We start from the raw sequence: 25270 nt of genomic DNA on the forward strand, positions 1-25270 counted from the left end.
AGGCCAGCGTGAAGGGCGAACAGGAACGAGAACAGAAACGAGACAGCACGCGCGGAACCGCCGAGAAGCGGTGGTGGAAAACCTTTCTCAACCCGGGCTGGATCATCGCCGCGATCCTGATCGCCCTGTTCTCCTACTACGCGTTCACCTTCCTGGCCCCCTGGCAGCTGGGGAAGAACGAGGCGCTCGAGCAGCGCAACGAGCACATCAGCGAGGCGTTCGACCACGACCCGGTCCCGCTTTCTGACCTACTCGGCGCGGACGGCACCATCAGCCAGGACAGCGAGTGGGCCCGCGTCACCGCCACCGGCCACTATCTGGACCGCACCGTGCTGCTGCGCCTGCGCCCCGTGGACCGCAACCCCGCCTTCCAGGTCCTCACCCCCTTCGCGCTGGACAACGGCCCCACCATCCTGATCAACCGCGGGTGGGTCCCCGCCGAGAACTCCACCCAGGTGCCCGACATCGCGCCCGCCCCCACCGGCGACGTCACGCTGGAAGCCATGCTCCTGGCGGGCGAGCCCACGCACCCCAAGGCGCCGATGCACGACCAGGGCTACGACATGGTCTACTCCATCGACCCCGCCCAGGTTGGCGAGCTCACCGGCACCGAGCCGGTCGCCCCCTACCTGCAGCTGCTCTCCGGCCAGCCCGGCGAGCTCACCGCCATCCCGCTGCCGGTGCTCGAGACCGGCAACCACCTCTCCTACGGCCTGCAGTGGATCGCGTTCGGCATCATGGCGCCGGCGGGCCTCATCTACTTCATCGTCGCCGAGACCCGCGAGCGCCGCCGCTTCCGCGAGGAGCAGGAGCAAATGCTTCTCGACGCCCCCGCCTCCGGCCCCGGGCCCGACCCCGAGTCTGCGGATGGAGAGGGTGAGGGTGGCGTCAAAAAGCATGCCCCAATGCCCCCGGCCCCCGCGCGGTCGCGGGCGCGCTACGGCGACGGTCGGCGCAACCCGTGGCAGCGCGCCTACGATAGGCAGGAGGAACGCTGACCCCGGCGCAGGAAGGATCCCGATGCCACCGCAACTGACCGTCACCGACCACGACATTCTCGCCGCCCACCTGGACCTTTTCCGCCGCGCCGGGCTGACGCTCGCCCCCGGCATCGAGATCGCCGACGTTGAGGACGGCGTCTGCGACGACCTCGAGGGCTTCCGCGTCGCCCCCGCGACAACGGTGCTCTCGCTTATCGACGCCGACGCCCACCCCTTCTTCACCTCCATCACCTTCTCCGACGGCCTCGACGCTCCCCGCATCCCCACCACGCACGCGCAGCTGCCGGCCTACGTCCACGCGATCTGCGACCCCGCCGGCACCGACCTGCGCGACGTCGCCGTCGTGTCCGACCCGGGCTCCGCCACCGCCGGCACGCTGCGCCTCCAGTTCGGCGAGTGGGACGTGGTCGACGTCTCCTACGACCTTGCGAACGGCGGCTGGGAGCCGGACCGCGTGAACGGGTCGCGCGGGCTGGTCCCCGACCTCATCGCCGCCGCACTGCCGACGGGCGGGGAGGCCGCCCTCTTCGCCACCGCCGACGGCGACACCGCGATCATCTACCTCACGCCGGAGACCGGTACGGATGCGGGCGTTGCGCACGGCCGTCCCGCGCCGCACACCTCCCCGGATGCGAAGAAGCCGGTCACCGCCGCGGCTGCGCGGGCGGCAGAGCGCAACACGGCGATTGACAACCTGCTCACGGTCCTGGCTGCGGAGTCCGAAGCCGAGGCGTAGGGTTGGTGACATGACAATCACCAGCAAAGTCCTGCAGAAAGCCAGCCCCGACGCACCGTTCAAGGTCGTCGAGATCGAGCGCCGCGACCCGCGCGAAGACGACGTGGTCATTGACATCAAGGCCGCGGGCATCTGCCACTCCGACATCCACACGATCCGCAACGAGTGGGGCGAGGCCCACTTCCCGCTCACCGTGGGCCACGAGATCGCGGGCGTGGTCGAGGCGGTGGGCAGCAAGGTGACCAAGTTCAAGGTCGGCGACCGCGTGGGCGTCGGCTGCCTGGTCAACTCCTGCGGCGAGTGCGAGCAGTGCAAGAACGGCCAGGAGCAGAACTGTCTCAACGGCAACGTGGGCACCTACAACTCCGAGGACGTCGACGGCACCATCACCCAGGGCGGCTACGCCGAAAAGGTCGTCGTGAACGAGAACTTCGTCTGCACGATCCCGGATGGGCTGGATTTCGACGTCGCCGCGCCCCTCCTCTGCGCTGGCATCACCACCTACGGGCCGCTCGCCCGCTGGAACGTGAAGGAAGGCGACAAGGTGGCCATCGTCGGGCTCGGCGGGCTCGGGCACATGGGCGTGCAAATCGCCGCCGCGAAGGGCGCCGAGGTCACCGTGATCTCGCGCTCGCTGCGCAAGGAGAAGGAGGCGTACGAGCTCGGCGCCCACCACGTGCTGGCCACCGGCGAGGACGAGGACTTCTTTGCCAACCACCGCGGCGAGTTCGACGTGATCCTGTCCACCATCTCCGCGCACTACTCGCTTGATGACTACCTGCAGCTCCTCAAGCCGCGCGGCATCATGTCCGTCGTCGGCCTGCCGCCGGAGCAGCTGGGCGTACACATGGGCAGCCTGGTCGGCGGCGGCAAGGTTCTGACCGGCAACAACATCGGTGGCATCGCCGAGACCCAGGAGATGCTCGACTTCTGCGCGGAACACGGCATCGGCGCGGTGATTGAGAAGATCGGCGTGGACGACGTCGACGCCGCCTACGAGCGAGTCGTGGCGGGCGACGTGAAGTTCCGCTTCGTCATCGACACCGCGACGTTCGCGGGGGCTACTTCCGCAGCAGTTTAATCACGGCGACGATCCCGGACAGGATCGTGCTGAGCGCCGCCCCCATGAACACGAGCGCGACCGTAATCGCGACCGGGTGCTCGCCCGGCATTCCCAGCCCGGCACCGAGCACGATGATCAGCACGGCGGTCACGGCCATCGTGATCGCCGACCACTTGCACACCCGCGCAGCGCCGTTCCGCTTCTTCGCCGGCGGCGCCTCGTCCGGCACGGTCACCGCGCTAGGCGGGGCGCTCGCCGGGGTGCGTGACGGCGCCAACGGGTCTTCAAACAACTCATCCGCAGCCGAGTACGCGTACGGACTCCCCGGCACCGGGGTGGCCACCGGGCGCGGGAGCGGCTCCGGCGCTGGCTCTTTCATCGCTTCAGGCGCCGCCGGCTCGGGCGCGCCGTCGGCGGCGAGCTCCACGACGAGCTCCACGAGCTTGTTGCAGCGCTTCTCCCCCACGCCGCGCAGCTGAAGCAGGTCGGCGGCGCTGGCCTTGAGCATCAGCGGATGCTGCTCGCGCCAGGCATCGAGGTATTTGTCAATCCCAGTGCCCGTCGCCTCGGGCCGGTGCTCCGGGCGGAGGTGGTCGGACATCTCGTACAGCTGGCGTTCGGGGTTGCGTGCGATCCACAGCGCCGCGATCTGCGCCGGCGACGCGCCCGTCCGTTGCGTGTCCTCGGGGGTGAGCCAGGAGAAGGGGGCGGTGGCGGTGGCGTCGATAATCGCCCCCGCACCGCCTGAGTCCATTGCGGCAATGAGCTGGGCAAACCTCGCCTCCTTCACGATGGGCACGCCGTACTCGCGAGCCTTGCGCGCCTTGCCGCTCATGGAGTCGGGGTTTGCGGCGACGAGCACCGCGCACTTCTTGGTCACCCCGCCCACGTCCAGGCCCGCGGCGGTGGCGCGCTTGGTCCATGCGTCGCGCGGGATGTCCAGCGCGCCGGTGAGCGCGACCCGGTCGCCGGGCTTGAGCACAACGCCGTCGTCGTCAGATTGCGGGTCTTCGAGCAGGCCGGCTGTGTTCACGCCCAGGGCTTCGGCGACCGCGAGCAGCTCCGCGCGCTCATCGTCGGTGATCACCCCATCGGCCCAGGCCTCGATGACGAGCTGCCGGGTGAACTCCTCGTTGATCGCCTCGACATCCTCCGCCGCCAACCCGGTCGCGGCGGCCTCGAGCAGGCGCGCTTCGGCGCGGGTGATCTCCTTATCCTTGAGCGCGTGCGCCAGCCTGCGCCGATACGTCTCCTCGCCCCACTCGCCGCTCGACGGCAGCGCACACGAAAGCTGCGCAATCCGCGTGCCCGCCTGCCGCGCCTGCTGGCTGTAGAAGTACCGCAGCAGCTCCGCCGTGGCCTCGGCGTCCGCCAACGCGGAGTGCGCCCGCTTGTTCGTGATGTTCGCCAGCGCGAGAGCTTCGCTCAGCTTTCCGACGCCCATATACTCCCTGGCCAGCCGCATCGTATCGACCCACGCCTCCGACACCCAGTTGGCCATCCCCGCCCTGGCCAGCTCGGTCTGCAGGAACCGCTTCTCAAACGACGCGTTGTGGGCGACCGGCGTGCGCCCCTGCAGCAGGCCGCGCAATTCGTCCGCGACCTGGTCGAACGTCGGCGCGTCAACCACATCGGTCGCGGAAATGCCGTGGATGTGCGTGTTGGGGATGTCACGCATGGGCTGCACCAGCGTCCGCCACGTCCGCTCCACCGACAGGTCCGGCCCCAATTGGACGACACCGATCTCCACGATCCGGTCGAACTTGCCAAACCCCGTGGTCTCGAGGTCGATGACCGCATACCCGCTGTCCTGGCCCATCGCTGACATCCTCCTCCGCGTCGCGCGACTGTTCCCTCCAGGCTAGTGGGCGGCCCGAGCGCGGAGCGCTCGTGGTCCAGGTGGGGCCGCCGGCGCGCGCCTGGTTCGCCCGGGAGGCCCCCGGGGGTGCTCCGGATGCGCCCCCGCTTCGCCAAATACCGATACCAGCATGACGAGAACGCAGCTCTAGAGCAGCGAAATCGGGGTCTTACTATCGGTATCTGCAAAACTGAGCGCCCCGAGGACCTGACCGCACCGCCCCCGCGCCCACCGGCACGACGAAAGCCGCCTCCCGGCCCCTGGATGGGGTGGAAGGCGGCTTCCAGGCTGTGCGCCATGAGGGGCTCGAACCCCCGACCTACTGGGTGTAAACCAGTTGCTCTTCCAGCTGAGCTAACGGCGCGCTAGCGGTAGAGGCTAGCAGAACTTGTCCCCGACCACCTAACGCGCAGGTCAAGGCGCGCCGCGACGCTACTTCTTGGTGCCCGCGGGGGTGAGGCAGGAGCCCTGCCACTCGCCGAAGCGGTCGGCCTTGGTCTGCATCAGGCCGGCGAGCTGGGCGGACTCGGAGATCTCGCCGGGGTGGACGCCGCCGGGCTTGGAGGCACCCGGCGTCATGAGCCAGACGCGGCCGGAGTCGCCGAGGTTGCGGATGGCGTCCATGAGCGCGTCGACGAGGTCGCCATCGTCGGAGCGGAACCAGAGCAGGACGACGTCGCAGAGCTCGTCGGTGGACTCGTCCAGAAGCTGTTCGCCGACCGCGTCCTCGATGGCCTCCGAGATGGAGGAATCGGCGTCTTCGTCCCAGCCGATCTCCTGCACGATGTCGTCGGCGTGAATACCCAAGCGGTCTGCGTACGTGTTGACACCTGCGGCGCCCAAAATCTTGTTTCCTCCATGTTTGGTAATGAACGACAGTGCAATAGAGCTTACATCTGTTGTGATGGGAGTGAGGGGTGAAAGGGGAAATGGGGGCGTCGATAAGCAACTGCCCCCGCGCAGGGGCAAAAACAAAAAACCAAGTAATGTGGGAGGAAACATTGCCCAACCATTTAGGGAGGATTTCTCGTGGCTGAGAAAGACAAGGCCAAAGCGTCAAACATCGAGCTGATTCGCGACGGTGTGGCGTCTTACCTACACGACAGCGACCCGGAAGAGACCCAAGAGTGGATGGACTCGCTCGACGGCCTGCTCGAGGAATCTGACCCCGAGCGCGCGCGTTACCTCATGCTGCGCCTGCTTGAACGGGCGAATGCCAAGCGCGTCCACCTGCCCGCACTGTCCTCGACCGACTTCGTCAACACCATCCCCACCACCATGGAGCCCGAGTTCCCGGGCGACGAGCAGATTGAGAAGCGCTACCGCCGTTGGATGCGCTGGAACGCCGCCATCATGGTGCACCGCGCGCAGCGCCCGGGCGTGAAGGTCGGCGGCCACATCTCCACCTACGCCTCTGCAGCCGCACTCTACGAGGTCGGCTTCAACCACTTCTTCCACGGCAAGGACGCGGAGCAGCGCGGCGACCAGGTCTTCTTCCAGGGCCACGCCTCCCCGGGCATGTACTCCCGCGCGTTCCTCGAAGGCCGCCTGAGCGAGGACGACCTGGACGGCTTCCGCCAGGAACACTCCCGCCCGCAGGGCGGCATGCCGTCCTACCCGCACCCGCACGGCATGCCCGAGTTCTGGGAGTACCCGACCGTGTCCATGGGCCTTGGCCCGATGAACGCGATCTACCAGGCACGCTTTAACAAGTACCTGCAGGACCGCGGCATCAAGGACACCGACGAGCAGCATGTTTGGGCATTCCTCGGCGACGGCGAGATGGACGAGCCGGAGTCCCGCGGCCTGCTCCAGATGGCGTCGCTGTATGAGCTGGACAACCTCACCTTCGTGATCAACTGCAACCTGCAGCGTCTCGACGGCCCGGTGCGCGGCAACGGCCAGATCATCCAAGAGCTGGAAACCTTCTTCATCGGCGCTGGCTGGAACGTCATCAAGGTCGTGTGGGGCCGCGAGTGGGACGAGCTGCTGGAGAAGGACGAGGACGGCGCGCTGGTCAACATCATGAACACCACGAAGGATGGTGACTACCAGACCTTCAAGGCCAACGATGGCGCCTACGTCCGCGAGCACTTCTTCGGCCGCGACGAGCGCACGAAGAAGCTCGTCGAGGACATGACCGACGAGGAGATCTGGGCGCTGCGCCGCGGCGGTCACGACTACCGCAAGGTCTACGCCGCCTACAAACGCGCGCTGGAGACCAAGGGCAAGCCGACCGTCATCCTCGCGCACACCATCAAGGGCTACGGGCTCGGCCACAACTTCGAGGGCCGCAATGCGACCCACCAGATGAAGAACCTCACGCTCGAGGACCTCAAGCAGTTCCGCGACAAGCAGGAAATCCCGATCTCCGACGAAGAGCTGGAGAAGGATCCCTACATGCCGCCCTACTACCACCCGGGCGAGGACGCAGAAGAGATCAAGTACCTCAAGGAGCGTCGCAAGGAGCTCGGCGGCTTCCTGCCGGAGCGCCGCGAGCAGTACACGCCGCTTGAGCAGGCCGACTTTGAAAAGACCTACAAGGCCATGTTCAAGGACTCGGGCAAGCAGAAGGTCGCGACCACCATGGCGCTTGTACGTACCTTCAAGGCCATGATGCGCGACAAGGAGCTGGGCAAGCGCGTCGTCCCGATCATCCCGGACGAGGCCCGCACCTTCGGCCTGGACTCCTGGTTCCCGGTGCAGAAGATCTACAATCCGAAGGGCCAGAACTACGTGCCGGTCGACCACGACCTGCAGCTGTCCTACCGCGAGTCGCCGCAGGGCCAGATCCTGCACGAGGGCATCAACGAGGACGGCTCCTCCGCGTCCTTCATCGCCGCCGGTACGTCCTACGCCACCCACGGCGAGCCGATGATCCCGATGTACATCTTCTACTCCATGTTCGGCTTCCAGCGCACCGGCGATAACTTCTGGGCTGCTGGTGACCAGATGGCCCGTGGCTTCATCATCGGCGCCACTGCAGGCCGCACCACCCTGACCGGCGAGGGCCTGCAGCACATGGACGGCCACTCCCCTGTCCTGGCCTCCACCAACCCGGCCGTGGTCACCTACGACCCGGCGTTCGCCTACGAGATGCCGTACCTGGTGTCCAAGGGCATCGAGCGCATGTACGGTAAGGGCTCCGGCGAGGACGAGAACGTGATGTACTACATCACCGTCTACAACGAGCCGACCCACCAGCCGGCCCGCCCGGAGAACCTGGACGTCGATGGCCTGCACAAGGGCATCTACCTGTACGACGAGGGCGAGAAGAAGGAGCACAACGTCTCCCTGCTCGCCTCCGGCGTGGGCATGCAGCAGGCGCTGCGCGCACAGGAAATCCTGCAGGAGCAGTACAACGTCGGTGCCGCGATCTACTCCGTCACCTCGTGGGTCGAGCTGGCCCGCGACGGCGCGCGCGTTGCCAAGGAGCAGCTGCTCCACCCGGGTGAGGACGCCGGCGAGGCGTTCGCCACCACGCAGCTGAAGCAGACCGAGGGCCCGTACATCGCCACCTCGGACTTCACCACCAGCCTGCAGGAGCAGATCCGCGCCTACGTTCCGGGCCAGTACATCGTGCTCGGCGCGGACGGCTTCGGCTTCGCGGACACCCGCGAGGGCGCCCGTCGCTACTTCAACATCGACGCGGAGTCTATGGCCGTCGCCGCCCTCCTCGGCCTGGCCAACGAGGGCAAGATTGACAAGTCCGTCGCCGCCCAGGCAGCGAAGGACCTGCACATCGACGACCCGACCGAGCCGAACCCGAATGGCGGCACCCACTAAGGGCTCCCCGCTTATCGACGCCACGCCCCCGCCGCGCCACGCGCGGCGGGGGCGTCCCGCGTTTTGAGGAAACAGCGCGCGCATCAGGCGCGCCGCAGGTGCACACCCTACGCCGAGCGCGTGGGGACGGTGATGCCGTCGCCAAAGATGTCCGCAAGCTGCGGGAGCAGGAACGCGACGGCGCCACCGATGGCGGCAATCAGCCCGATGACCAGGGCCGCCACCTGCGCGTTAGAGGAACCCGCCTGCGCAGTGCCGGTGTGCCCGGGCCCCGCCGGCTTCCCGGTGCCAGCAGTGCCTGCAGCACCCGTGCCCGTGCTCACGCCCTTGCCGGTATTGCTCACCACGAACTTCGTGTTGTCGGTGGTCCCGTCCGCGTAGGTCGTGGTGACGGCGAACTCGGAGCCCCACACCGTGTCCTTGGGGATCGTCGTGGTGACGGTCCCGTGCTCGTCCACGTGCACGTCCCACTTCTCCGAGGACTCGACGTGCCACCTGTTCACGTCGCTGCCAAGCGGCGTCTCGTACAGGTTGAACGGCGAGATGGTCAGCTTCTGGCCGGGGTCGCCCTCGACCGAGTCATACAGCGGCTCGTAGAGGTACTCGCTGGTGGGCGTAAGCTTCGGGGTCACCTGCACGATCTCAGTCGAGCCGTCCGGGTAGTTGATGCGGATGTCCACCTTGTCCGAGGTGTTCGGCCCGGCGTGCACCAGGGTGGGGCGCGAATGGGTGAGGTTGACCTGCAGCTGGTCCTTCTCCCGCTTGGTCATCAGCGGCTTGGTCAGGTTGTCCTGCGCGATCAGCTTCCAGGTCGCCCCGTCGGGCATGCCCTCGAGGTCGAAAAAGGCCGAGGTGCTGATCCACTGCCCCGGGACGGTGCGCACCACCTGCGGCTCGGCGGAGACGTAGGGCTGGTAGGCGTCTTTCATCGCCTCGGCGGCCTGTGCTGCGGGCGCGACGACGGCGCTCGCGGCCACGGCGAGGGCAACGGCGCAAGTGACCGAGGTGGGGGCGATTCGCAGCACGGCTAGGCTCCTTGGATCAGGCGGACGATGGCGGTGGTGACGGCACCGGGTGCGTCGAGCGGAGGCATGTGCCCGGAGTCCGGCAACACCTGCATGTACGCGCGCGGCCAGATTTCGTGCAACTTCTCCGACTGGGTGACGGGGGTGACATCATCACGGTCTCCCACCAGGATATACCCAGGGATCTCAGAAAGGACTATACCTGCTTGCAGCTCGGAGTGAGAAAGCAGGTCTTGGAAGTAGCCGGCGTAGGTCTCCAGGGGTGTTTCGCGGATCATGGCGGCGTGGAAGTCCACGATGTCGTACGGCATCGGCCGGAAGTAGAACGCGAGCGCGAGGACTGGAGAGATCGTGTCCGTGACGATCTCGCGCACACCCTCGGCAAACCCCGGCGTGTAGCGCACTGCCTTCTCCAGCACTCCGCCGATCGGCCCCGCGAGCACCTGCAGCAGGCCCTGCATGGTGAACGGCTCGACGGCGCTGGACACCTGCACACTGCCGGCCCAGGTGAACTCGTCCGCGTAGCGGCGCAGCATGGACAGCGACACCGGCCCGCCGAGCGAGTGCCCCACCACAATCACGGGGCCTGTGGCGCCGCGCTCGCGGAGGACGGCGGCGCAGGCGTCGGCGGCGTGGTCAATGGTCAGCGTCGCGGGTGCCGCGGTCGCGTTCTGCCCGTGGCCAGGCAGGTCCACGAGGAGCTGACGCACCTCGGGGCACCGCTCGCGCACGCCCCGGACCTGCATGTAAAAGGTCTCCGCGGAGATGTTGAAGCCGTGGACATAGATGACGGTGGGCGCCGCGGGGTCGGTCGGGCCGACTTCGTACCAGTGGACGCGGGGGTGGTGGGCGGTGGCGTCGATAGGCGTGGTGCCCGAGCGCTCGTAGCTGAGGCCGTAGGTGCCGTCGGCGTCGTGCAGCTTGGCGCGCGTGTCCAGCAGGTTGCGGCGCGCGGCGGGCGTGAGGGTGCGAAGGTACGCGAGCGGATGCAGCATGTTTACACCTTATTATGAGGGTATGGAACTCTCACAACGCCTCAATCTCGGGGACTTGGGCAAGCTTGTCGACGCCCCCTCGACCGACACCTCCACCGAATCCGAAGGCACCGACGCGTTCTCCCGGCTCGCCGCGTTGATCGAGCGCATCACCGGCGAGAAGGACGGCGTGCACCGCGAATCGCGGCTGTCGGACGTGGACGTGTCCTCACTGGACCGGGTCGAGCTGGCCATCCGGATCGAGGACGAGTTCGGCGCGCGCGTGACCGAGCAGATCTACGATGAATACGAGACTGTTGGCCAACTCGCAGAGTACTTGGAGGAACACGAGTGAGCATCGCGTACTTAACCGACATGGACGGTGTCCTGCACCGCGAGGGCGACATGATCCCGGGCGCGGACCAATTCATCGCGCGGCTGCGCGAGGAGGACATCCCGTTCATGGTGCTCACGAACAATTCGATGCAGACCCCGCGGGATCTGTCCGCGAAGCTGACGCGGATGGGCCTGCGCATTGAGCCGGAGCGGATCTGGACCTCCGCCACGGCGACGGCGAAGTTCCTCTCCCAGCAGGCCGGCGAGGCCTCTGCCTACGTGATCGGCGAGGCCGGGCTGACCACCGCGCTGCACGAGATGGGCTGGATCCTCACCGAGGCGGACCCGGACTTCGTGGTGCTGGGCGAGACCCGCACCTATTCTTTCGAAGCGCTGACCACGGCCTGCAACCTGATCCGCGGCGGCGCCCGCTTCATCGCAACCAACCCGGACCTCACCGGCCCTGGGCCCAGCGGCGTTATTCCGGCGACGGGCGCGGTCGCCGCCATGATCACCGCGGTGACCGGCCGCGAGCCCTACTACGTGGGCAAACCGAACCCGGTGATGATGCGCTCGGCGCTGAACAACATTGGCGCCCACTCCGAGCACACCGTGATGATCGGCGACCGCATGGACACCGACGTGAAATCCGGCATGGAGGCCGGCATGCGCACCGTACTCGTACGCACCGGGATCAGCGATGATGCGGAGATCGCCCGCTACCCGTACCGCCCCACCCAGATCGTGGACTCGGTCGCGGACCTGGTCAACCGGATCCGCGACCCGTTCGGGGACTAGTCAGCGACGTAGAAGCGCTGCTTGTTCACAAACTCGTCCATGCCGAGCGTGCCGAGCTCGCGGCCGAAGCCGGAGTTCTTCACGCCGCCGAACGGCAGCTCGGGTCCGCGCGCCTGCGGGATGTTGACGTGGATCATCCCGGTGACCACGCGGTTGGCCACCTTCTTCGCGCGCTCCTCGTCCTGGGAGAAGACCGCGCCGCCCAGGCCGTAGTTGGAGTCGTTGGCCAGCTTGACCGCCTCGTCGTCGCTTGCAACCTTGTAGATCTCGGCGACGGGTCCGAAGAACTCGGCGTAGTAGGACTCGGAGCCGACGGGGACGTCGGTAAGCACGGCGGGGGTGAAGTAGGCACCGTCGCCGGTGAGCTCGCCACCGACGTGCAGCGTCGCACCTTCCTCGACGGCCTTCTTGACCTGCTCGTCCAGGATCTCTGCGGCGTCGCGGGAGGACAGCGGGTAGAAGTGGCCCTCTTGCGGGTCCAGCGGGTCGCCCTGGGCAAACGCCTTCGCACGGCGCACCATTGCGTCGACGAAGTCGTCGTAGATGTCCTCCATGACGATGATGCGCTTGTTCGACGTGCAAGCCTGGCCCGTGTTGGCGATGCGCTTGCCCCACGCGGTGTCGGCGGCGGCCTCCACGTCGTCGGTGTCCAGGACGATGTAGGCGTCGGTGCCGCCGAGCTCCAGCAACGCCTTCTTCAGGTGCTGGCCGGCGGTCGCGGCGACGGCGCGCCCGGCGCGCTCGGAACCGGTGAGCGACACGCCCTGGACGCGCATGTCGGCGATAAGGTCCGCGACCTGGTCGTGGGTGGCGCGGACGTTGGTGTACAGGTGGGCAGGCGCGCCGGTAACCTGGATTGCTTCGTCGATAATCGCCTGGATGGCCTCCGCGGAACGGGGGCAGATCTCGGCATGCTTGAGCAGCACGGTGTTGCCCGCCATAAGCGTCGGGGCAGCGAAGCGTGCGACCTGGTAGTACGGGAAGTTCCACGGCATGACGCCGACGATCACGCCGGTGGGGACCTTGCGGATCACAGCCTCGCCGCCGGTGTGCTCGATCGGCTCGTCGGCACCCAGCTCGGCACCGTGGTCCGCGTAGTAGTTGAAGATGTTGACCACGTCGTTGAGCTCGGCCTCGCCCTGGTCGAGCGGCTTGCCCATCTCTTCGGCGATGATGCGGGTGAGTTCGGGGCGCTTGGCGTCGAAAAGCTCGGCGATCTTGTGCAGCAGGGCCGCGCGGTCTTCAAAGCTAACCTCGCGCCACTGTGCAAAGGCGGCGTCGGCGCAGTCGAGGGCGGTGCCGAGGTCCTCGTCGGAGATGAAGTCGAAGATCTCGACGACCTGGTTGTTTACGGGATTTTGTACGCGATACTGATCAGACATGCGCCCCATCGTACGACCGTGGCGTGACGCTCGCTACAAACCCATGCGATTTTGCGTATGCGTCCAACTTCTCGGCGAACGTGGCCAGCGCCTCTGCAGGCGCGCGCAAGGTTTCGCGGCACTCGTAGGTGCCGTCGGCTGCGCGGCGCCAGCGGGTAAACCAGATCGCGTCGTCCTCGCGCGTGGTTGGGGCTTCCGGGAGCTCGCAGAGCAGCTTCTCGACGTCACGCCTCCGCCGCCCCTCCATCCCCGCCACCGTGAGCGTGGCCGCGGCTGTGCTGTGCTGGCGGGTGTGGGTGACTTCGCGCGCAGTCAACGAGGTGTACGGCGCGACCAATGTCGTAGTCATGGTGTGGGGGACCTTCCGTGGATTGCTTCGCGGTTTCGGTGAACAACACCCCACACCCGGTGACTAGGCGGGTTCCGACGCGGTAACTAGGCGCGCCGGCGGGGTGTAAGACGAGAGGTTCGTCTTCCCCAACGGCCTCTGGCTTAACGCGACCAATCTTGCGCCACACACATTCACTCCGGCAACCCTAAACCCCAGGTTGATCCCCCTATTTACTCAAGCTGAGGTAGAGGGTGAGCGCCCCGAACACGGGCGAAGCCACACCGCGGTCCACCACATCCACCCCTTTATGTGGGCTACGTCTCCCACGAGGGTCTAGTGTGTGTAGAAACACCCTAACCCATCACTTCGGAAAGGTATCCCATGACTGAGACCCTGCAGGCCAACGCGGAACACGTGAGCGAAAACGACCAGTTGCGCGACGCTGCACAGCAATGGCTCGCCGACCTGGAAGCGGCGACGGCAACAGCCGACCCAGACGCAGCGGGCCAGGCTGCCGCCGACCTCTTCGAGCCGGAGGGGTTCTGGCGCGACCTCATCGGCATGACCTGGAACCTCTACACCGCTGAGGGACGGGAAGAGATCGCGCGCATGGTCGCCGCGACGCACCCGGACAGCACGATCACCAACACGGAGCTCACGGACGTCGAGGACGAGGGCGACGGCGTCACGCGCCTGCACTTCACCTGCGATACGGGCCATTTCCACTGCCGCGGCATCGCCAGGTTGCGTGGCGGCAAGGCGTGGACCCTGCTCATCTCCGGCCGCGAGCTGAAAGACTTCCCGGAGAAGAAAGGGCGCAACCGCGAGCTCGGCGCGCAACATGGTCCTCAGCAGGATCCGGAGAACTGGGCCGACCGCAGGGAGAAGCGCCGCGCCACCCTCGGCGTTTCGGAGCAGCCGTACGTGCTCATCATCGGCGGCGGCCAAGGCGGCATCGCCCTGGGAGCGCGGCTGAAGCGTCAGGGGGTGCCCGCGCTGATCGTCGATAAGGCGGACCGCCCCGGCGACCAGTGGCGCGGCCGCTACCACTCCCTGTGCCTGCACGACCCGGTGTGGTACGACCACATGCCCTACCTGCCGTTCCCCGACGATTGGCCGGTATTTACCCCGAAGGACAAGATGGGCGACTGGCTCGAGCACTACGTGGGCATCATGGACCTGGACTATTGGACCAACGCCGAGGTCAAGCACGCCGAGTTTGACGAGGCCCAGCAGCGCTGGGACGTGCGCCTGACCCGCGACGGCAACGAGATGACGCTGCACCCGACCCAGCTCGTCTTTGCCACCGGCATGTCCGGTGTGCCGAACCGGCCGCAGCTGAAGGGCCAGGAAAACTTCGCCGGCGAGATCCGCCACTCCTCCGAGCACCCGGGCGGTGACGTGGACGCGGGCAAGGACGTGGTGATCCTCGGCGCGAACAACTCCGCCCACGACATCGCCGCGGACCTGGTGCACAACGGCGCGCGCCCGGTGATGATCCAGCGCTCGTCGACGCACATCTCGCAGTCGGATTCGCTGATGAAGTACGTCTTCGGCCCGCTGTACTCGGAGGACGCGGTTGAGGCCGGCATTGATACTGATACCGCTGACTTGCTGTTCGCCTCCTGGCCGTACAAGGTGCTCCCCGACGCGCAACGCCCCGCCTTCGACCAGATCCGCAAGGACGACGCCGAGTTCTACGACTCGCTCGCCGACCGCGGCTTCATGGTGGACTTCGGCGACGACGATTCCGGCCTCTTCCTCAAGTACCTGCGCCGCGGCTCTGGCTACTACATCAACGTCGGCGCCTCCGAGCTCGTCGCGGACGGCTCGATCCCCGTCCACTCCCCCACCACGATCGCCGAGGTCAAGGAGCGCTCAGTCGTGCTCGACGACGGCACCGAACTCCCCGCCGATGTCATCGTGCTCGCCACCGGCTACGGCTCTATGAACGGCTGGGTCGAGCGCCTCATTGACAAGGAGACCGCCGACCGCGTTGGCCGCGTCTGGGGCCTCGGCTCCGACACCACCAAGGACCCGGGCCCGTGGGAGCGCGAGCTGCGCAACATGTGGAAGCCCACCCAGGTGGAGCAGCTCTGGTTCCACGGCGGCAACCTCCACCAGTCCCGCCACTATTCGCGCTACCTCTCCCTGCAGCTCAAAGCCCGCTACGAGGGCATGGACACCCCGGTCTATGAGCTCGCGGAGGTCCACCACACCTCCTAGCAGTTTGCTTATCGACGCCACCGCGCCCCCCTACAGCAGCCGCACCGCCAGCACGCCGGCGATGATGACTGCGAGGCCGAGGGCGCGTGTGGCGTCGATAGGCGTCTTGCGCGCGCCAAACGCCCCCACCGACTCCATGACCTGGCCGCCCACGATCGTGCCCGCGTTGAACGCGATGACCGTCGTGGCGGTGCCCAGGACGGGCACGAGCGTGGCGCCGCCGATGACGAAGATCGCGCCCACCACGCCGCCGAGCCACATCCACCACGGCCCCGGCTCTACCTTGCGGGTCAGCTGTTTCGGGCTGGTCACGAGCACCGTAGCCAGCAGTAGCACCGCGCCGACGGCCAGGTTGATCTCGGCCGCGTGCAGCGACGAGCCCGCGATCGTACCCAGGTACCCGTTGACCGCAGCCTGGATCGACGAGCACATCCCCACGCCCACACCGATGAGCCGGTAGAGCCAGACTTCCGCACCCTCGGCGTCGCCGACCACGGTTTTGCGCCCCATGCCGAGCGTGACCACAATGCCCGCCAGCACCACCACAGCACCCAGAATCCGGAGCGCGCCAACCTGCGTCTGCGGCGAGTGGAACAGGCCGAAGTGGTCGATACTCAAACCCATGATGATCTGGCCCAGGATCGGAAGCACCACAGTCTGTACCGCCCCCAACTTGGGAAACAGCAAGATGTTTCCCAAGACGAAGAAGCTACCCATCAGGCCGCCGAGCCAGACCCACCATGGCGCATGGGTGCCCGGTGCGAACTGCGGCAGCGGGTTCCCGGTCAGCACGGTCGTGGCCAGGATGGAGAGAAGCAGCGCGATGCTAAATGAGATCAGCGCCGGGACGACCGGCTTGTTGTTCACGCTCAGGCGCAGGCGCGAGTTCGCGGCGGTTTGAATCGGGATGATCGCGCCGATTGCCAGCGCTATCGGAAGGTGCAACATAGGCGACCATGCTATCCGGTGGTGTCACTGGTCGCGCGCTGTGGGCGGGGTTGGATCCGCGGCCTGCGCCGGGTTGCTTGCCCGAAGGAGCGTGACAATAACGACCACCCTATAACAGCTAGACATTTACTACCAGCATAAACAGTATATAGTCTGGCTATGCATGTCGGATTTGTCACGCTCTAGGGCCAGACCGGGACATGGCAGGCTGGTTTGGGCGCTGAAGGCTAGCCCCCGGCTCGCACCCGAACCCAAAACCCACGACCCCCAGCCCCTCTTACCCCAGGTTTTCGGCGGCGCGCACGACCAGGTCCCAGAACCGGTCGGCGTCCAGCTCGGTGGCTACCGAGGTGTGGCAGTCGGCGGGGGCGGGGGCTCGGAAATCGGCGACGGTGCGGCCGGCGGTGAGCGCGCCGGAGAGCTCCACGTCCACCGGCACGGGCACGGTTTTCACCACCGACGGGTCGATGAGGTAGGCGATGCAGCAGGGGTCGTGGACCGGTGGGTTGTCAAAGCCCTGGTTGTCTTTGTAGTTGGTGCGGAACGCGTCGAAAAGCCCGACGACCAGGTCGCCCACAGGCGTGCCGAGCGCGGCAAACCGCTGCTCCACCTCGGGCGTAGCCAGGGCCTGGTGGGTAAGATCCAGGCCGACCATGACCACGGGCCAGGACTCGTTGAACACGATGTGGGCCGCCTCGGGGTCGGCGACCACGTTGAACTCGGCGGACGCGGTCCAGTTGCCGGTGCCGTAGGCCCCGCCCATGAGCACGACCTCGCGGACGCGCTCCACGATGCGGGGCTCCAGGCGGGCGGCGAGGGCGATGTTGGTCAGTGGGCCCGTGGGCACGAGGGTGACGGTGCCGGGTTCCTCGGCCATGACGGTGTCGATGATCGCGCGCACCGCGTGCCCCTCCTGGACCGCAACCTCCGGTTCCGGAAGGTCGAAGCCGTGGATCTCCATGCCGGAGTCGCCGTGGATGGCCTCGGCGGTTTCCACCGGGCGCACCAGGGGGCGGTGCGCGCCGCGGTAGACGGGCACGTCGGTGCGGCCGGCCACCGTGAGCACCTGGGCTGCGTTACGGGTGACCTTGTCGATGGTGTGGTTGCCGCCGATCGTCGTTAAGCACAACAGCTCGATCGAGGGGTCGCCGAGGGCGAGGAGAATGGCTACCGCATCGTCGTGGCCCGGGTCGCAATCCAGGATGATCTTACGCACGCGCGGCCTCCTCAGCGGCGATCGTGTCGGGGAGGTCCTGCGGGCGCGGGATGAGGAACGAGGTGCAGAACGCGGCGATGAGCAGCACCAGACCGGCGATCATGCCGGCGCGGTAGCCGCCGCCGTTGTCCGCAAACGAGGTGACCACGGCGAAGATGACGGTGAAGGAGATCCCGGCGCCCAGGTTGAACGCGCCCGCGTTCAGGCCCGGCAGGTAGCCCTGGTTGGACTTCGGCGCGAGCACGACGTGGAGCGAGCCGAGCATGATGTTGGCAATGCCTGCGTAGGTGACGCCGGCGGCGATGGAGACGAGCAGCAGCAGCCACGGCGTCGGGTTGCCCACCACGAACACGCCGAGCAGGACGGACAGGGCCGCGCCGCCGATGCCGATCTTGAGGACCGTGGTGTAGCCGAGGCGGCCCGCCATGTAGCCGGCGATGGGGCCGAAGATGAGGCCGGCGATGGCGTAGGGGGTGAGCGTCCAGAAGGAGACCGTGCCGGCGGACAGGCCCGGGCCGTTCGTCGCGTCCTGCGCCAGGTTGGGCACCAGGCCGTTCATGACGGCGAAGATGCCGGTCATGGTGAGCGTGGTGGTGGTCAGCAGCGCCCAAGTGCGGCGCTGGGTGAGCAGCTCGGGCTGGACCAGCGGGTGCGAGCTCGAATTTTCGGCGCGCCAGAAGAAGAACAGCGCGACCGCGCCGATGATGAGCAGCACGATGACCAGGAACCAGTTGGCCTCCGCGAGCGCGCCGGCCTCGTTGAACGCGGTGAGGATCGTGCCGATGGCCACCACCAGGAGGGCCACGCCCAGCCAGTCCATGCGCTGGGTCTCGCTGGACTTCGTCTCCGCCACTCCGAAGCGGATGGTAAAGACGGCCGCGAGCGCGAACGCGCCGATGACCCAGAACAGGGAGCGGAAGCCGAAGGCGGAGGTGAGCCAGCCGCCGAGCAGAGCGTCCACGCCGGCGATACCACCGTTAATGGAGGTCAGCACGCCAACCAGCAGGGCGAACTGCTTCTCATCGCGCACGGCCTGGCGCAGCATGACAGACGTCAGCGCCACCGTCGGGCCGGACACGCCCTGCACCACGCGCCCCAGGAACAGCATTGGCACGTTGGTGGACAGGGCGGCGATGATGGAGCCGATCACGGTCACGCACATCATGGCCACGAGCACCTTGCGGCGCCCAATCAGGTCGCCCCAACGGGGCATGAACAGGGAGAACAGCGCCGCGGCGGTAAAGAACGCGGTCTGCGTCATGCCGATCTGGTTGGTGGTAGCGTTAAGCTCCACCTCCATGGTCGCCAGCGCCGGGGCGAGCATGGATGCGTTGAGCTGGAACGCAAAAATAGCGGTGAGCAGGGCCAGCATGAGCGGCCAGACCTGCGAGGACGGAAGTTTGTGCCCGGCCGCGCCGGACGCCTGGTTGGGTTGCATACCCATCAGCCTAGGGCATGCGCTGGAAAATCACTTCCCCAGCGCTGCCCAGATCGCGGTGTTGGTCTCCTGCCACAGGGGTTTGGCCCAGTCGCCAAACTCGCGGTCCGTCAGCGCCACCATCGCCTGCCCATCGGCGACCCACAGGTAGGTGCCTGCCATGCCGAAGTGTCCGACCGTGTCTGCAGGCATCCCGTCGCCCGTCCAGTGCGGCGCCTTCTCCCCCTTGATCTCAAAACCCAGCCCCCACGGGCACGGCTTCTGCATCCCGTAGCCCGGCACGATGCCGCGCAGGTCCCCGAACTGGTTGCTGAACGCCTCGCGCAGCGTCTCCTCGCTCAAAAGCTTCGGCGCCATAAGCTCCTGCGCGAACAGGGCGAGATCGCTTATCGACGCCCTCCCGCCATGCCCCGCCGACCCATACACTTCAGCCGTACGCATCCCCAGGGGCTCGAAAACCCCCTCTCGCATGTAGTCCGCGAAGGCGAACCCAGTCTCTTGTTCCAGGTAGTCCGCGAGGATCTCGTAGCCGGCCGACGAGTAGATGCGTCGCTCCCCCACCGGCTTCTGCGGCTCGCGGGAGGCGAAGCCGACGCCGGAGGCGTGCGCGAGGAGGTGGCGGACGGTCGCGCCTTCGGGCCCGCAGGCGCTCTCAAGCGAGAACGCTCCTTCCTCGACGGCGAGGAGGAACCCGTAGGCCGAGAGCAGCTTGGTCACGCTGGCGAGCTCGTAGACGCGCTCGGCGTCGCCGTAGGTGGCGGTGCGCGTGCCGATCAGGGCGGCGCTGACGTTGTCGGCGGGCCAGGTGTCGAGGTAGTCGTCGAGGCGGAAATCCATGGTGCCGAGCGTACCTGCGCTCCGCTGATGTGGACGTGACACACGTGGCGTGTAAGCTAGCTCTCACCTATGTGCCTCCGGGCCACGGGTCACCGGCCGAACGGCCTTCATAACTGCACGCAGCCTGCGCGGAGACCCGGGCAGGCCCCAACGAGCACGAGAGGGAGAATCGATGACCGGTTCCTCCAAAGTCACGCCCGGTTCCGCGGGCACAAAGACGAAACCCGACAAGCGCGACGACCGCGCGCACGACACGCACGGCGAGGGCGCTGGCTTCCTCGGCATCATTGAAAAGATCGGCAACAAGCTGCCGGACCCATTCTGGCTGTTTGTCATCCTCGCGGGTGTCGTAGCCGTCACGTCCTGGATCGGCCACAAGGCTGGCATGTCCGCAGTAGACCCCGGCACGGGCGAGACGATCGAGGTCCAATCCCTGCTGACCACCGAGAACATCTCGCGCATGGTGACCGACGCGGTGGAAAACTTCATCGCCTTCCCGCCGCTCGGCGTGGTGCTGTCGGTGATGCTGGGCGTGGCCGTGGCGGAGCAGACCGGCTTCCTCGGCGCGCTGGTGCGCGCGATGGTGGCCAAGGTCGGCCCCGGCACGCTCACCTTCATGGTGGCGCTGGCCGGCGTGACCGGCTCGGTCGCCTCCGACGCGATCTACGTCATCATCATCCCGCTGGGCGCGCTGGCGTTCCACGCGCTCGGCCGCTCGCCTGTGGTGGGCGCGATGGTGGCGTTCGCGGCGTCGTCGGCAGGCTTCAACGCGTCCCTGATCCTGAACATCACGGACCTCCTGCTGGCCGGTATCTCCACCTCCGCCGCCAATATTGTCGACGAGGCCTACGAGGTCTCACCGCTGGCCAACATCTACTTCGTCATCCCGTCCGCAATCGTGCTCGCGCTGGTGATCACCGCCGTGACCGAGTTCTACGTGGACAAGAAGGCGCAGGCGCTGGTCAACCACGACCACATCGAGACCGAGGAGCTCTCCTTTGACAAGATTGAGAGCCGCGAGCACGCCAAGGCGCTGAAAGAGGCCGAGTCCGGCGACCCGCTGCTGGAGGAGGCCGCCGGCAAGACCAAGGAGAAGGCCGCCGCCGAGAACGCGGCGGCCCAAGGTCGCCCCGACGACTACCAGGAGGGCGAGCTCACCGAGGACCAGCTCAAGCTCTCCCCCATCGAGTGGAAGGGCATGGTGTGGTCCACGATCGCGCTGGTGCTGTTCCTGATCGCGTACTTCTGCCTGCTGTTCATCCCTGGCTCGCCGTTCGCGCGCCCCGAGGAGGGCTTCATGGAGTCTCCGCTGATCCGCGCGATCGCGGTCCCGATTTCCCTGGCGTTCTTCCTCATGGGCCTGGTCTACGGCCTCATTGTCGGCACGATCACCTCCGCCGCTGACATCCCCGAGTTCATGGCCCGCGGCCTGAAGACGCTGCTGCCCATGCTGGTGCTCTTCTTCGCCGTCTCCCAGTTCCTAGCCTGGTTCAGCTGGTCCAACCTGGGTGCGTGGACCGCGATTAACGGCGCGGAGCTGCTGCAGCGCTGGAACCTGCCAAACGTGCTGCTCTTCCTGGGGTTCGTACTCATGGTCACGCTGATCAACCTGTTCATCACGTCCGGCTCCGCGCAGTGGGCGCTCATGGCCCCGGTGGTCGTCCCGATGATGATGTACGTAGGCGTTTCCCCAGAGGTGACCCAGATGCTCTACCGTATCGGCGATTCCCCGTCCAACATCATCACCCCGATGTCGCCATACTTCGCCCTCGCGCTGACGTTCCTGCAGCGCTACTACAAGAAGGCCGGCGTGGGCACGCTCATGTCACTGGCCCTGCCGTACACGATTGTGATGCTGGCGGGCTGGTTCATCTTCTTCCTCATCTGGTACTACGTGGGCATCCCGCTCGGCCCGGGCTCGCCGATGCACTACCAGGTCTAAGTCAACGACACGTTTCGGCCCCGCGCTTTCTCCGTTCCGGGAGAGCGCGGGGCCTCGGTGTTTTTTGGGCGTTTACTTCGACGTCGACGGGATGATCCCAGGCAACGGGTTGGGCACCATCCCCTGGAGCACCATATAGTAGCCGGTCGACCCGGCCGCGAACGCGCCGAGGAGCGCGGTGAGCACGATGTCGGTGCGGCTCGCGTTGCGCACCACCGCGGAAAGACTGCCCGCGGCGATGGCGTCCTCGAAGCTGGAGCCGACGGCGCGCTCGTAGCTGTTCTTTACCGAGCTGCCGGAGTTGACCGCTACGGTAGCGTCTCGCTGGAACTCATCGTAGCTCGGGCGACTCGGGGTGGCTGCGTGGGAAGAAATTGGGGAGATTGACATGGTGGCCACGGCAATTGCGGTGGCGACGACGGGGACTCGATGTTGCATGCCCCTCACGGTAACACTTTTTTGTATCGTTTTGGCGGGGTAGCTGTTTTGGGTTCGGGTCTTGCCTGGGGGACCCGCCGCGACATGCGGATTTGGCCGACCGTTCCGCAGATACCGTTAGTAAGATACCGACAACACGCTCCTGAGCAGCGTCTTCGGGTTCTTAATATCGGTATCTATACGCGGGACGACAGGAGAGGCACTGCCCCAGTGGCCGGGCTACCCACCAGGGCGCGTGCGGCACCCCAGGCTTGAAAAATTATCCGATTTCACTGTGCACACACTGGAAAAACGTGCTTTCATAAACACGTCATTGCTTCCCCCTCTGCTACGAAAGGAAGACTTCCCGTGCCAAACGCTCGTGAACTCACCCGGATGCTCAACGACGTCCAGCAGCTTGTCCCCGCCATCGTCGGCGCAATCGTTGCGATCGCAACCGCTATCGGTGTCCTCGTCCCGAGCCTGGAAGATGGCTCCAGCAGCAACGCACTTGGCGGCAACGCCGGTACGAGCAACAGCCGCCCGACCGACTCGAAGGGTGGGTTCTCGAAGCCAGAGACCACCGTGAGCAACTACCTGGTCGACCAAAAGAAGTTTGACCCGCGTCGGCTCAAATCGAACGTGTCCGTCACGGTGGACGGTAAGGACTATGCGAAATCCCTGATCTCGACGGATAATGATGCATACTTGAGCTTCCAGCAGTTCACCGTGCCAGCAGGGTACGAAAGCCTGAATTTCACCGCTGCATGGTCGGACACTGTTCCTAATTCCGGTGGCGTAGGAATCGTCACAGTCACTCTCGACAACGGCGAACGTGGCAAGGTTTACGTCAAGCAGGGTGAGTCAAAGCCTCAAAAGATCGACGTCCGCGGCGGGGGTCGAGTCGAGATCTCCTTTAACGCTGTGAACAACCGCAACGAGAACAAAGGTGTCGCGGCTAACGGCCTCGCAGTGCTTTCCCCAGTGCTGAAGTAATTCGGCTCGCTCGTCTGAGCTTTATGGAGCGGTCCCAGATTTCGATTTGGGACCGCTCCTTCGTATGTCAGGCCGGGTTACTCCAAGTCATCAGCGTCCACGCCCTCACCGACCGACACATCGCCGTCCATGCCTGCCTCCTGCTCCGCGATCATCGCTTCCTGCGCGGGCCACATTTGCGACGCACACTGCTGCGTCCAACCGCTCGTCCCGTCAGTGAAAAACGTGGTCCCGGTTTCGTGGATGCTCGGGTCGCCGCACGAGGCAATCTGCTTGTCCATCACGTGAGGCGCCTCGTTGCCCGGCGCCTCCGTAAAGCCGATGACGGGTTCAGCGGGCTCAGCCTCGGCCGGCGGAAGCGTCTGCTCAGTCACCACAGTTGCGGAAGTCTCCGATGCAGGCGCGTCCGCCGACTCCGTAGCCTGCGTCGCCGGCGAGGCGTGGGTGGCACTGCCCTTTTCCACTTCCGCTAGGTCGAATTTCGCGCCCTCGATCCCCAGCGTCACCGCGCCCTCCGGGACCGCAAACGCCCCATAGACGCGCACCTTCTCTCCATCCGAAGCGCCAGTCAGCCACGGCTCGTACCCCGAAGGTCGCTCACACGTATCCGCAGGCTTGCCCGTGTTCTTGTAGTTCTCCTTATCCCACACCACCGGCGTATCCAGGTGGACGTCGCCGTCTTCAGCGCTGAGCACGCCACGCACCTGCACGAGCTCCTCCCCCACAGCCACGTTAGCCTCTCCACCAGCCACACACTGCCCGCCAAGCAGGATCTCCTCGACCTCGAGGCTGCCCTGGCATTCCCCACCGTCGCAGCCAACGGGCAGGGTATCCCCAACCGCCGCGAACTCCGGCACGGACGTTGTCGACGTCACCGTCGTCGACTCCGCCTCCCCCGGTCCGGCCCCAGAACCCGAACAGCCCGAAAGCACCAGCACGCACGCCGCACCGAGCGCTACCATCACACGATTCACTTTGGCTCAAACCCCTTTGTACAGCGGGAAACAATGACACATCTCACTGTAGCGAGCCGCAAACTCACCGCTCCGGAAACAGCGCAATCCCCCACACGCCCGCGGCAATGGCAACTGCCACGAGCACCCACCACAGCACCCCGCGCGGCCGCGCAAACCACACATCCGCAGCGAGCCACACAGCGCTCGGCACCGCCAGCGCCAGGCCCAGGAACGTGAGTGCTCGCCAATCGGGCAACTCCCGGACGCTGAGCAGCATCACCACGCCTAGCGCGAGCAGCCCTCCCGCCAACGCGCGTGGCCGCGGCCATCCAAGCGGAATAATCATGGGCCCGATGCTACCCACGCACGCCACACACGCACCCGCAAACTACGCTTATGCACCATGACCGGCCACTACCTCGACACTTACGACGCCGCCTGCAACCGCGCAGCCGCGCAGGTCATGGCGCATTACTCCACGAGTTTCTCGCTGGCCACCAAGCTTTTGCCCCAGCCCATGCGCACCGACATCCGCAACCTTTACGCGGTCGTGCGCATCGCCGACGAGATCGTCGACGGCGCCACCGCCCAGGCCCACGAGTGTCCCGAAACCGCCATCGACGCCTACGAGGCCGCCGTCCTCCACGCGCCCACGCACCGCTTCCACGCCGATCCCGTCCTGCACGCCTTCGCCGCCACGGCCCGCGCGTGCCGCTTCCCCGCGGCCGAGCTGCGCGCCTTCTTCGCCTCCATGCGCTCGGACTTGCCCGACCAGCCGGACCTTCCGCTCGAGGACTACATCTACGGCTCCGCCGAAGCCATCGGCCTGCTCTGCCTGCGCGTGTTCTTCCGCGGCGACGAAGCCGCGCTCACCCCCGACCTCGCCGCCGGCGCCCGCGCGCTCGGCTCCGCGTTCCAAAAAATCAACTTCCTCCGCGACGTCGCCGAGGACTCGGCCCTCGGTCGCAGCTACACCGAGCACTCGCTTATCGACGCTCCCACCC

General features: G+C 66.4%; 23 protein-coding genes and 1 tRNA gene. 10 read left to right on the top strand and 14 right to left on the bottom strand.

Going from position 1 to position 25270, the window contains the following annotated elements:
• The first annotated feature begins 8 nt into the window (after positions 1-8).
• Genes FPH17_RS02565 through FPH17_RS02575 form a run of 3 tightly spaced genes read left to right on the top strand, consistent with a single transcriptional unit; the run spans position 9 to position 2818 of the window.
• Positions 9-998 carry an SURF1 family cytochrome oxidase biogenesis protein gene (locus FPH17_RS02565; protein ID WP_203085498.1) on the top strand — a complete coding sequence of 330 codons (990 nt, stop codon included), beginning with the start codon at positions 9-11 and terminating at the stop codon, positions 996-998.
• Between the two features lie 22 nt (positions 999-1020).
• A complete protein-coding gene (locus FPH17_RS02570) occupies positions 1021-1737 on the top strand; it encodes a hypothetical protein (protein ID WP_154878542.1) in 717 nt (238 codons plus the stop codon).
• A gap of 10 nt (positions 1738-1747) precedes the next feature.
• Entirely contained in the window at positions 1748-2818 is a 1071-nt protein-coding gene (locus FPH17_RS02575; protein ID WP_154878543.1) for an NAD(P)-dependent alcohol dehydrogenase, read from the top strand.
• On the opposite strand, the gene FPH17_RS02580 is transcribed toward FPH17_RS02575, so the two are convergent.
• From FPH17_RS02580 to FPH17_RS02590, 3 genes are all read right to left on the bottom strand, one after another.
• Positions 2799-4619: an exonuclease domain-containing protein gene (locus tag FPH17_RS02580; RefSeq protein WP_167496754.1), complete on the bottom strand. Its 1821-nt coding sequence runs from the start codon at positions 4617-4619 to the stop codon at positions 2799-2801. The two genes, FPH17_RS02575 and FPH17_RS02580, sit on opposite strands and share 20 nt — an antisense overlap.
• A gap of 330 nt (positions 4620-4949) precedes the next feature.
• Positions 4950-5022, bottom strand: a tRNA-Val gene (locus tag FPH17_RS02585).
• 68 nt (positions 5023-5090) lie between these two features.
• Complete coding sequence (locus FPH17_RS02590) at positions 5091-5501, bottom strand: DUF3052 domain-containing protein (RefSeq protein ID WP_095546598.1); 411 nt, start codon at positions 5499-5501, stop codon at positions 5091-5093.
• Between the two features lie 186 nt (positions 5502-5687).
• Here FPH17_RS02590 and aceE point away from each other — a divergent pair, with 186 nt between their 5' ends.
• A complete protein-coding gene (gene aceE, locus FPH17_RS02595) occupies positions 5688-8444 on the top strand; it encodes a pyruvate dehydrogenase (acetyl-transferring), homodimeric type (RefSeq protein ID WP_154878546.1) in 2757 nt (918 codons plus the stop codon).
• Positions 8445-8551: 107 nt separating this feature from the next.
• On the opposite strand, the gene FPH17_RS02600 is transcribed toward aceE, so the two are convergent.
• Together FPH17_RS02600 and FPH17_RS02605 are read right to left on the bottom strand one after the other, a co-directional pair.
• On the bottom strand, positions 8552-9469 hold the full coding sequence (locus tag FPH17_RS02600; RefSeq protein WP_154878547.1) for a YPDG domain-containing protein: 918 nt from the start codon (positions 9467-9469) through the stop codon (positions 8552-8554).
• A 2-nt stretch (positions 9470-9471) separates the two neighbouring features.
• The gene (locus FPH17_RS02605; RefSeq protein ID WP_154878548.1) at positions 9472-10464 is read right to left on the bottom strand and encodes an alpha/beta fold hydrolase; all 993 of its coding nucleotides are present in this window, start codon (positions 10462-10464) and stop codon (positions 9472-9474) included.
• Between the two features lie 22 nt (positions 10465-10486).
• Here FPH17_RS02605 and FPH17_RS02610 point away from each other — a divergent pair, with 22 nt between their 5' ends.
• Both FPH17_RS02610 and FPH17_RS02615 read left to right on the top strand, forming a co-directional pair.
• The gene (locus FPH17_RS02610) at positions 10487-10798 is read left to right on the top strand and encodes an acyl carrier protein (RefSeq protein WP_154878549.1); all 312 of its coding nucleotides are present in this window, start codon (positions 10487-10489) and stop codon (positions 10796-10798) included.
• Between the two features lie 20 nt (positions 10799-10818).
• Entirely contained in the window at positions 10819-11577 is a 759-nt protein-coding gene (locus FPH17_RS02615; protein WP_154878602.1) for an HAD-IIA family hydrolase, read from the top strand.
• On the opposite strand, the gene FPH17_RS02620 is transcribed toward FPH17_RS02615, so the two are convergent.
• Together FPH17_RS02620 and FPH17_RS02625 are read right to left on the bottom strand one after the other, a co-directional pair.
• On the bottom strand, positions 11574-12959 hold the full coding sequence (locus FPH17_RS02620; protein ID WP_154878550.1) for an NAD-dependent succinate-semialdehyde dehydrogenase: 1386 nt from the start codon (positions 12957-12959) through the stop codon (positions 11574-11576). The genes FPH17_RS02615 and FPH17_RS02620 overlap by 4 nt on opposite strands.
• The gene (locus FPH17_RS02625; RefSeq protein WP_238397101.1) at positions 12952-13308 is read right to left on the bottom strand and encodes a hypothetical protein; all 357 of its coding nucleotides are present in this window, start codon (positions 13306-13308) and stop codon (positions 12952-12954) included. The genes FPH17_RS02620 and FPH17_RS02625 overlap by 8 nt, the downstream gene beginning before the upstream one ends.
• Before the next feature lie 363 nt (positions 13309-13671).
• Between FPH17_RS02625 and FPH17_RS02630 the strand changes: the two genes are divergently transcribed.
• Positions 13672-15516, top strand: a complete 1845-nt coding sequence (locus FPH17_RS02630; protein ID WP_154878551.1) for a flavin-containing monooxygenase — start codon at positions 13672-13674, stop codon at positions 15514-15516.
• A gap of 30 nt (positions 15517-15546) precedes the next feature.
• Here the strand turns inward: FPH17_RS02630 and FPH17_RS02635 are convergent, their stop codons facing one another.
• The 4 genes from FPH17_RS02635 to FPH17_RS02650 all read right to left on the bottom strand — a co-directional run bounded on the left by FPH17_RS02635 (position 15547) and on the right by FPH17_RS02650 (position 19955).
• Entirely contained in the window at positions 15547-16464 is a 918-nt protein-coding gene (locus tag FPH17_RS02635; RefSeq protein WP_154878552.1) for a DMT family transporter, read from the bottom strand.
• Between the two features lie 277 nt (positions 16465-16741).
• On the bottom strand, positions 16742-17680 hold the full coding sequence (gene uriH / locus FPH17_RS02640; protein ID WP_154878553.1) for a uridine-preferring nucleoside hydrolase UriH: 939 nt from the start codon (positions 17678-17680) through the stop codon (positions 16742-16744).
• Positions 17673-19118 (bottom strand): uridine transporter UriT, encoded by a 1446-nt coding sequence (uriT, locus tag FPH17_RS02645; RefSeq protein ID WP_154878554.1) that lies wholly within the window; start codon positions 19116-19118, stop codon positions 17673-17675. Before uriT ends, uriH begins: the two co-directional genes overlap by 8 nt.
• Positions 19119-19148: 30 nt before the next feature.
• Positions 19149-19955 carry a serine hydrolase domain-containing protein gene (locus FPH17_RS02650; RefSeq protein ID WP_154878555.1) on the bottom strand — a complete coding sequence of 269 codons (807 nt, stop codon included), beginning with the start codon at positions 19953-19955 and terminating at the stop codon, positions 19149-19151.
• Positions 19956-20127: 172 nt separating this feature from the next.
• On the opposite strand from FPH17_RS02650, the gene FPH17_RS02655 reads away from it, so the two are divergent.
• Positions 20128-21897 (top strand): AbgT family transporter, encoded by a 1770-nt coding sequence (locus FPH17_RS02655; protein ID WP_154878556.1) that lies wholly within the window; start codon positions 20128-20130, stop codon positions 21895-21897.
• Positions 21898-21969: 72 nt separating this feature from the next.
• Here the strand turns inward: FPH17_RS02655 and FPH17_RS02660 are convergent, their stop codons facing one another.
• The gene (locus tag FPH17_RS02660; RefSeq protein WP_154878557.1) at positions 21970-22335 is read right to left on the bottom strand and encodes a hypothetical protein; all 366 of its coding nucleotides are present in this window, start codon (positions 22333-22335) and stop codon (positions 21970-21972) included.
• 375 nt (positions 22336-22710) lie between these two features.
• Between FPH17_RS02660 and FPH17_RS02665 the strand changes: the two genes are divergently transcribed.
• Positions 22711-23310: a hypothetical protein gene (locus FPH17_RS02665; protein WP_154878558.1), complete on the top strand. Its 600-nt coding sequence runs from the start codon at positions 22711-22713 to the stop codon at positions 23308-23310.
• Positions 23311-23387: 77 nt separating this feature from the next.
• Here FPH17_RS02665 and FPH17_RS02670 read toward each other — a convergent pair whose 3' ends face one another.
• The gene (locus FPH17_RS02670) at positions 23388-24275 is read right to left on the bottom strand and encodes a hypothetical protein (protein WP_154878559.1); all 888 of its coding nucleotides are present in this window, start codon (positions 24273-24275) and stop codon (positions 23388-23390) included.
• A 73-nt stretch (positions 24276-24348) separates the two neighbouring features.
• Positions 24349-24612 carry a hypothetical protein gene (locus FPH17_RS02675; protein WP_154878560.1) on the bottom strand — a complete coding sequence of 88 codons (264 nt, stop codon included), beginning with the start codon at positions 24610-24612 and terminating at the stop codon, positions 24349-24351.
• 57 nt (positions 24613-24669) lie between these two features.
• On the opposite strand from FPH17_RS02675, the gene FPH17_RS02680 reads away from it, so the two are divergent.
• On the top strand, positions 24670-25270 hold a 601-nt coding region (locus FPH17_RS02680; protein WP_154878561.1), incomplete at its 3' end, for a phytoene/squalene synthase family protein.

It is taken from the genome of Corynebacterium gottingense (genome assembly GCF_007559235.1).
GTDB lineage: Bacteria > Actinomycetota > Actinomycetes > Mycobacteriales > Mycobacteriaceae > Corynebacterium > Corynebacterium gottingense.

Coding starts and splice junctions, on each gene's coding strand:
- FPH17_RS02675 (WP_154878560.1), bottom strand. CDS start 24,612: ATGATTATTCCGCTTGGATGGCCGCGGCCACGCGCGTTGGCGGGAGGG.
- FPH17_RS02635 (WP_154878552.1), bottom strand. CDS start 16,464: ATGTTGCACCTTCCGATAGCGCTGGCAATCGGCGCGATCATCCCGATT.
- FPH17_RS02580 (WP_167496754.1), bottom strand. CDS start 4,619: ATGGGCCAGGACAGCGGGTATGCGGTCATCGACCTCGAGACCACGGGG.
- FPH17_RS02650 (WP_154878555.1), bottom strand. CDS start 19,955: ATGGATTTCCGCCTCGACGACTACCTCGACACCTGGCCCGCCGACAAC.
- FPH17_RS02660 (WP_154878557.1), bottom strand. CDS start 22,335: ATGCAACATCGAGTCCCCGTCGTCGCCACCGCAATTGCCGTGGCCACC.
- FPH17_RS02575 (WP_154878543.1), top strand. CDS start 1,748: ATGACAATCACCAGCAAAGTCCTGCAGAAAGCCAGCCCCGACGCACCG.
- FPH17_RS02620 (WP_154878550.1), bottom strand. CDS start 12,959: ATGTCTGATCAGTATCGCGTACAAAATCCCGTAAACAACCAGGTCGTC.
- FPH17_RS02615 (WP_154878602.1), top strand. CDS start 10,819: ATGGACGGTGTCCTGCACCGCGAGGGCGACATGATCCCGGGCGCGGAC.
- FPH17_RS02665 (WP_154878558.1), top strand. CDS start 22,711: ATGCTCAACGACGTCCAGCAGCTTGTCCCCGCCATCGTCGGCGCAATC.
- FPH17_RS02625 (WP_238397101.1), bottom strand. CDS start 13,308: ATGACTACGACATTGGTCGCGCCGTACACCTCGTTGACTGCGCGCGAA.
- FPH17_RS02630 (WP_154878551.1), top strand. CDS start 13,672: ATGACTGAGACCCTGCAGGCCAACGCGGAACACGTGAGCGAAAACGAC.
- uriT (WP_154878554.1), bottom strand. CDS start 19,118: ATGCAACCCAACCAGGCGTCCGGCGCGGCCGGGCACAAACTTCCGTCC.
- FPH17_RS02570 (WP_154878542.1), top strand. CDS start 1,021: ATGCCACCGCAACTGACCGTCACCGACCACGACATTCTCGCCGCCCAC.
- FPH17_RS02610 (WP_154878549.1), top strand. CDS start 10,487: ATGGAACTCTCACAACGCCTCAATCTCGGGGACTTGGGCAAGCTTGTC.
- FPH17_RS02655 (WP_154878556.1), top strand. CDS start 20,128: ATGACCGGTTCCTCCAAAGTCACGCCCGGTTCCGCGGGCACAAAGACG.
- FPH17_RS02605 (WP_154878548.1), bottom strand. CDS start 10,464: ATGCTGCATCCGCTCGCGTACCTTCGCACCCTCACGCCCGCCGCGCGC.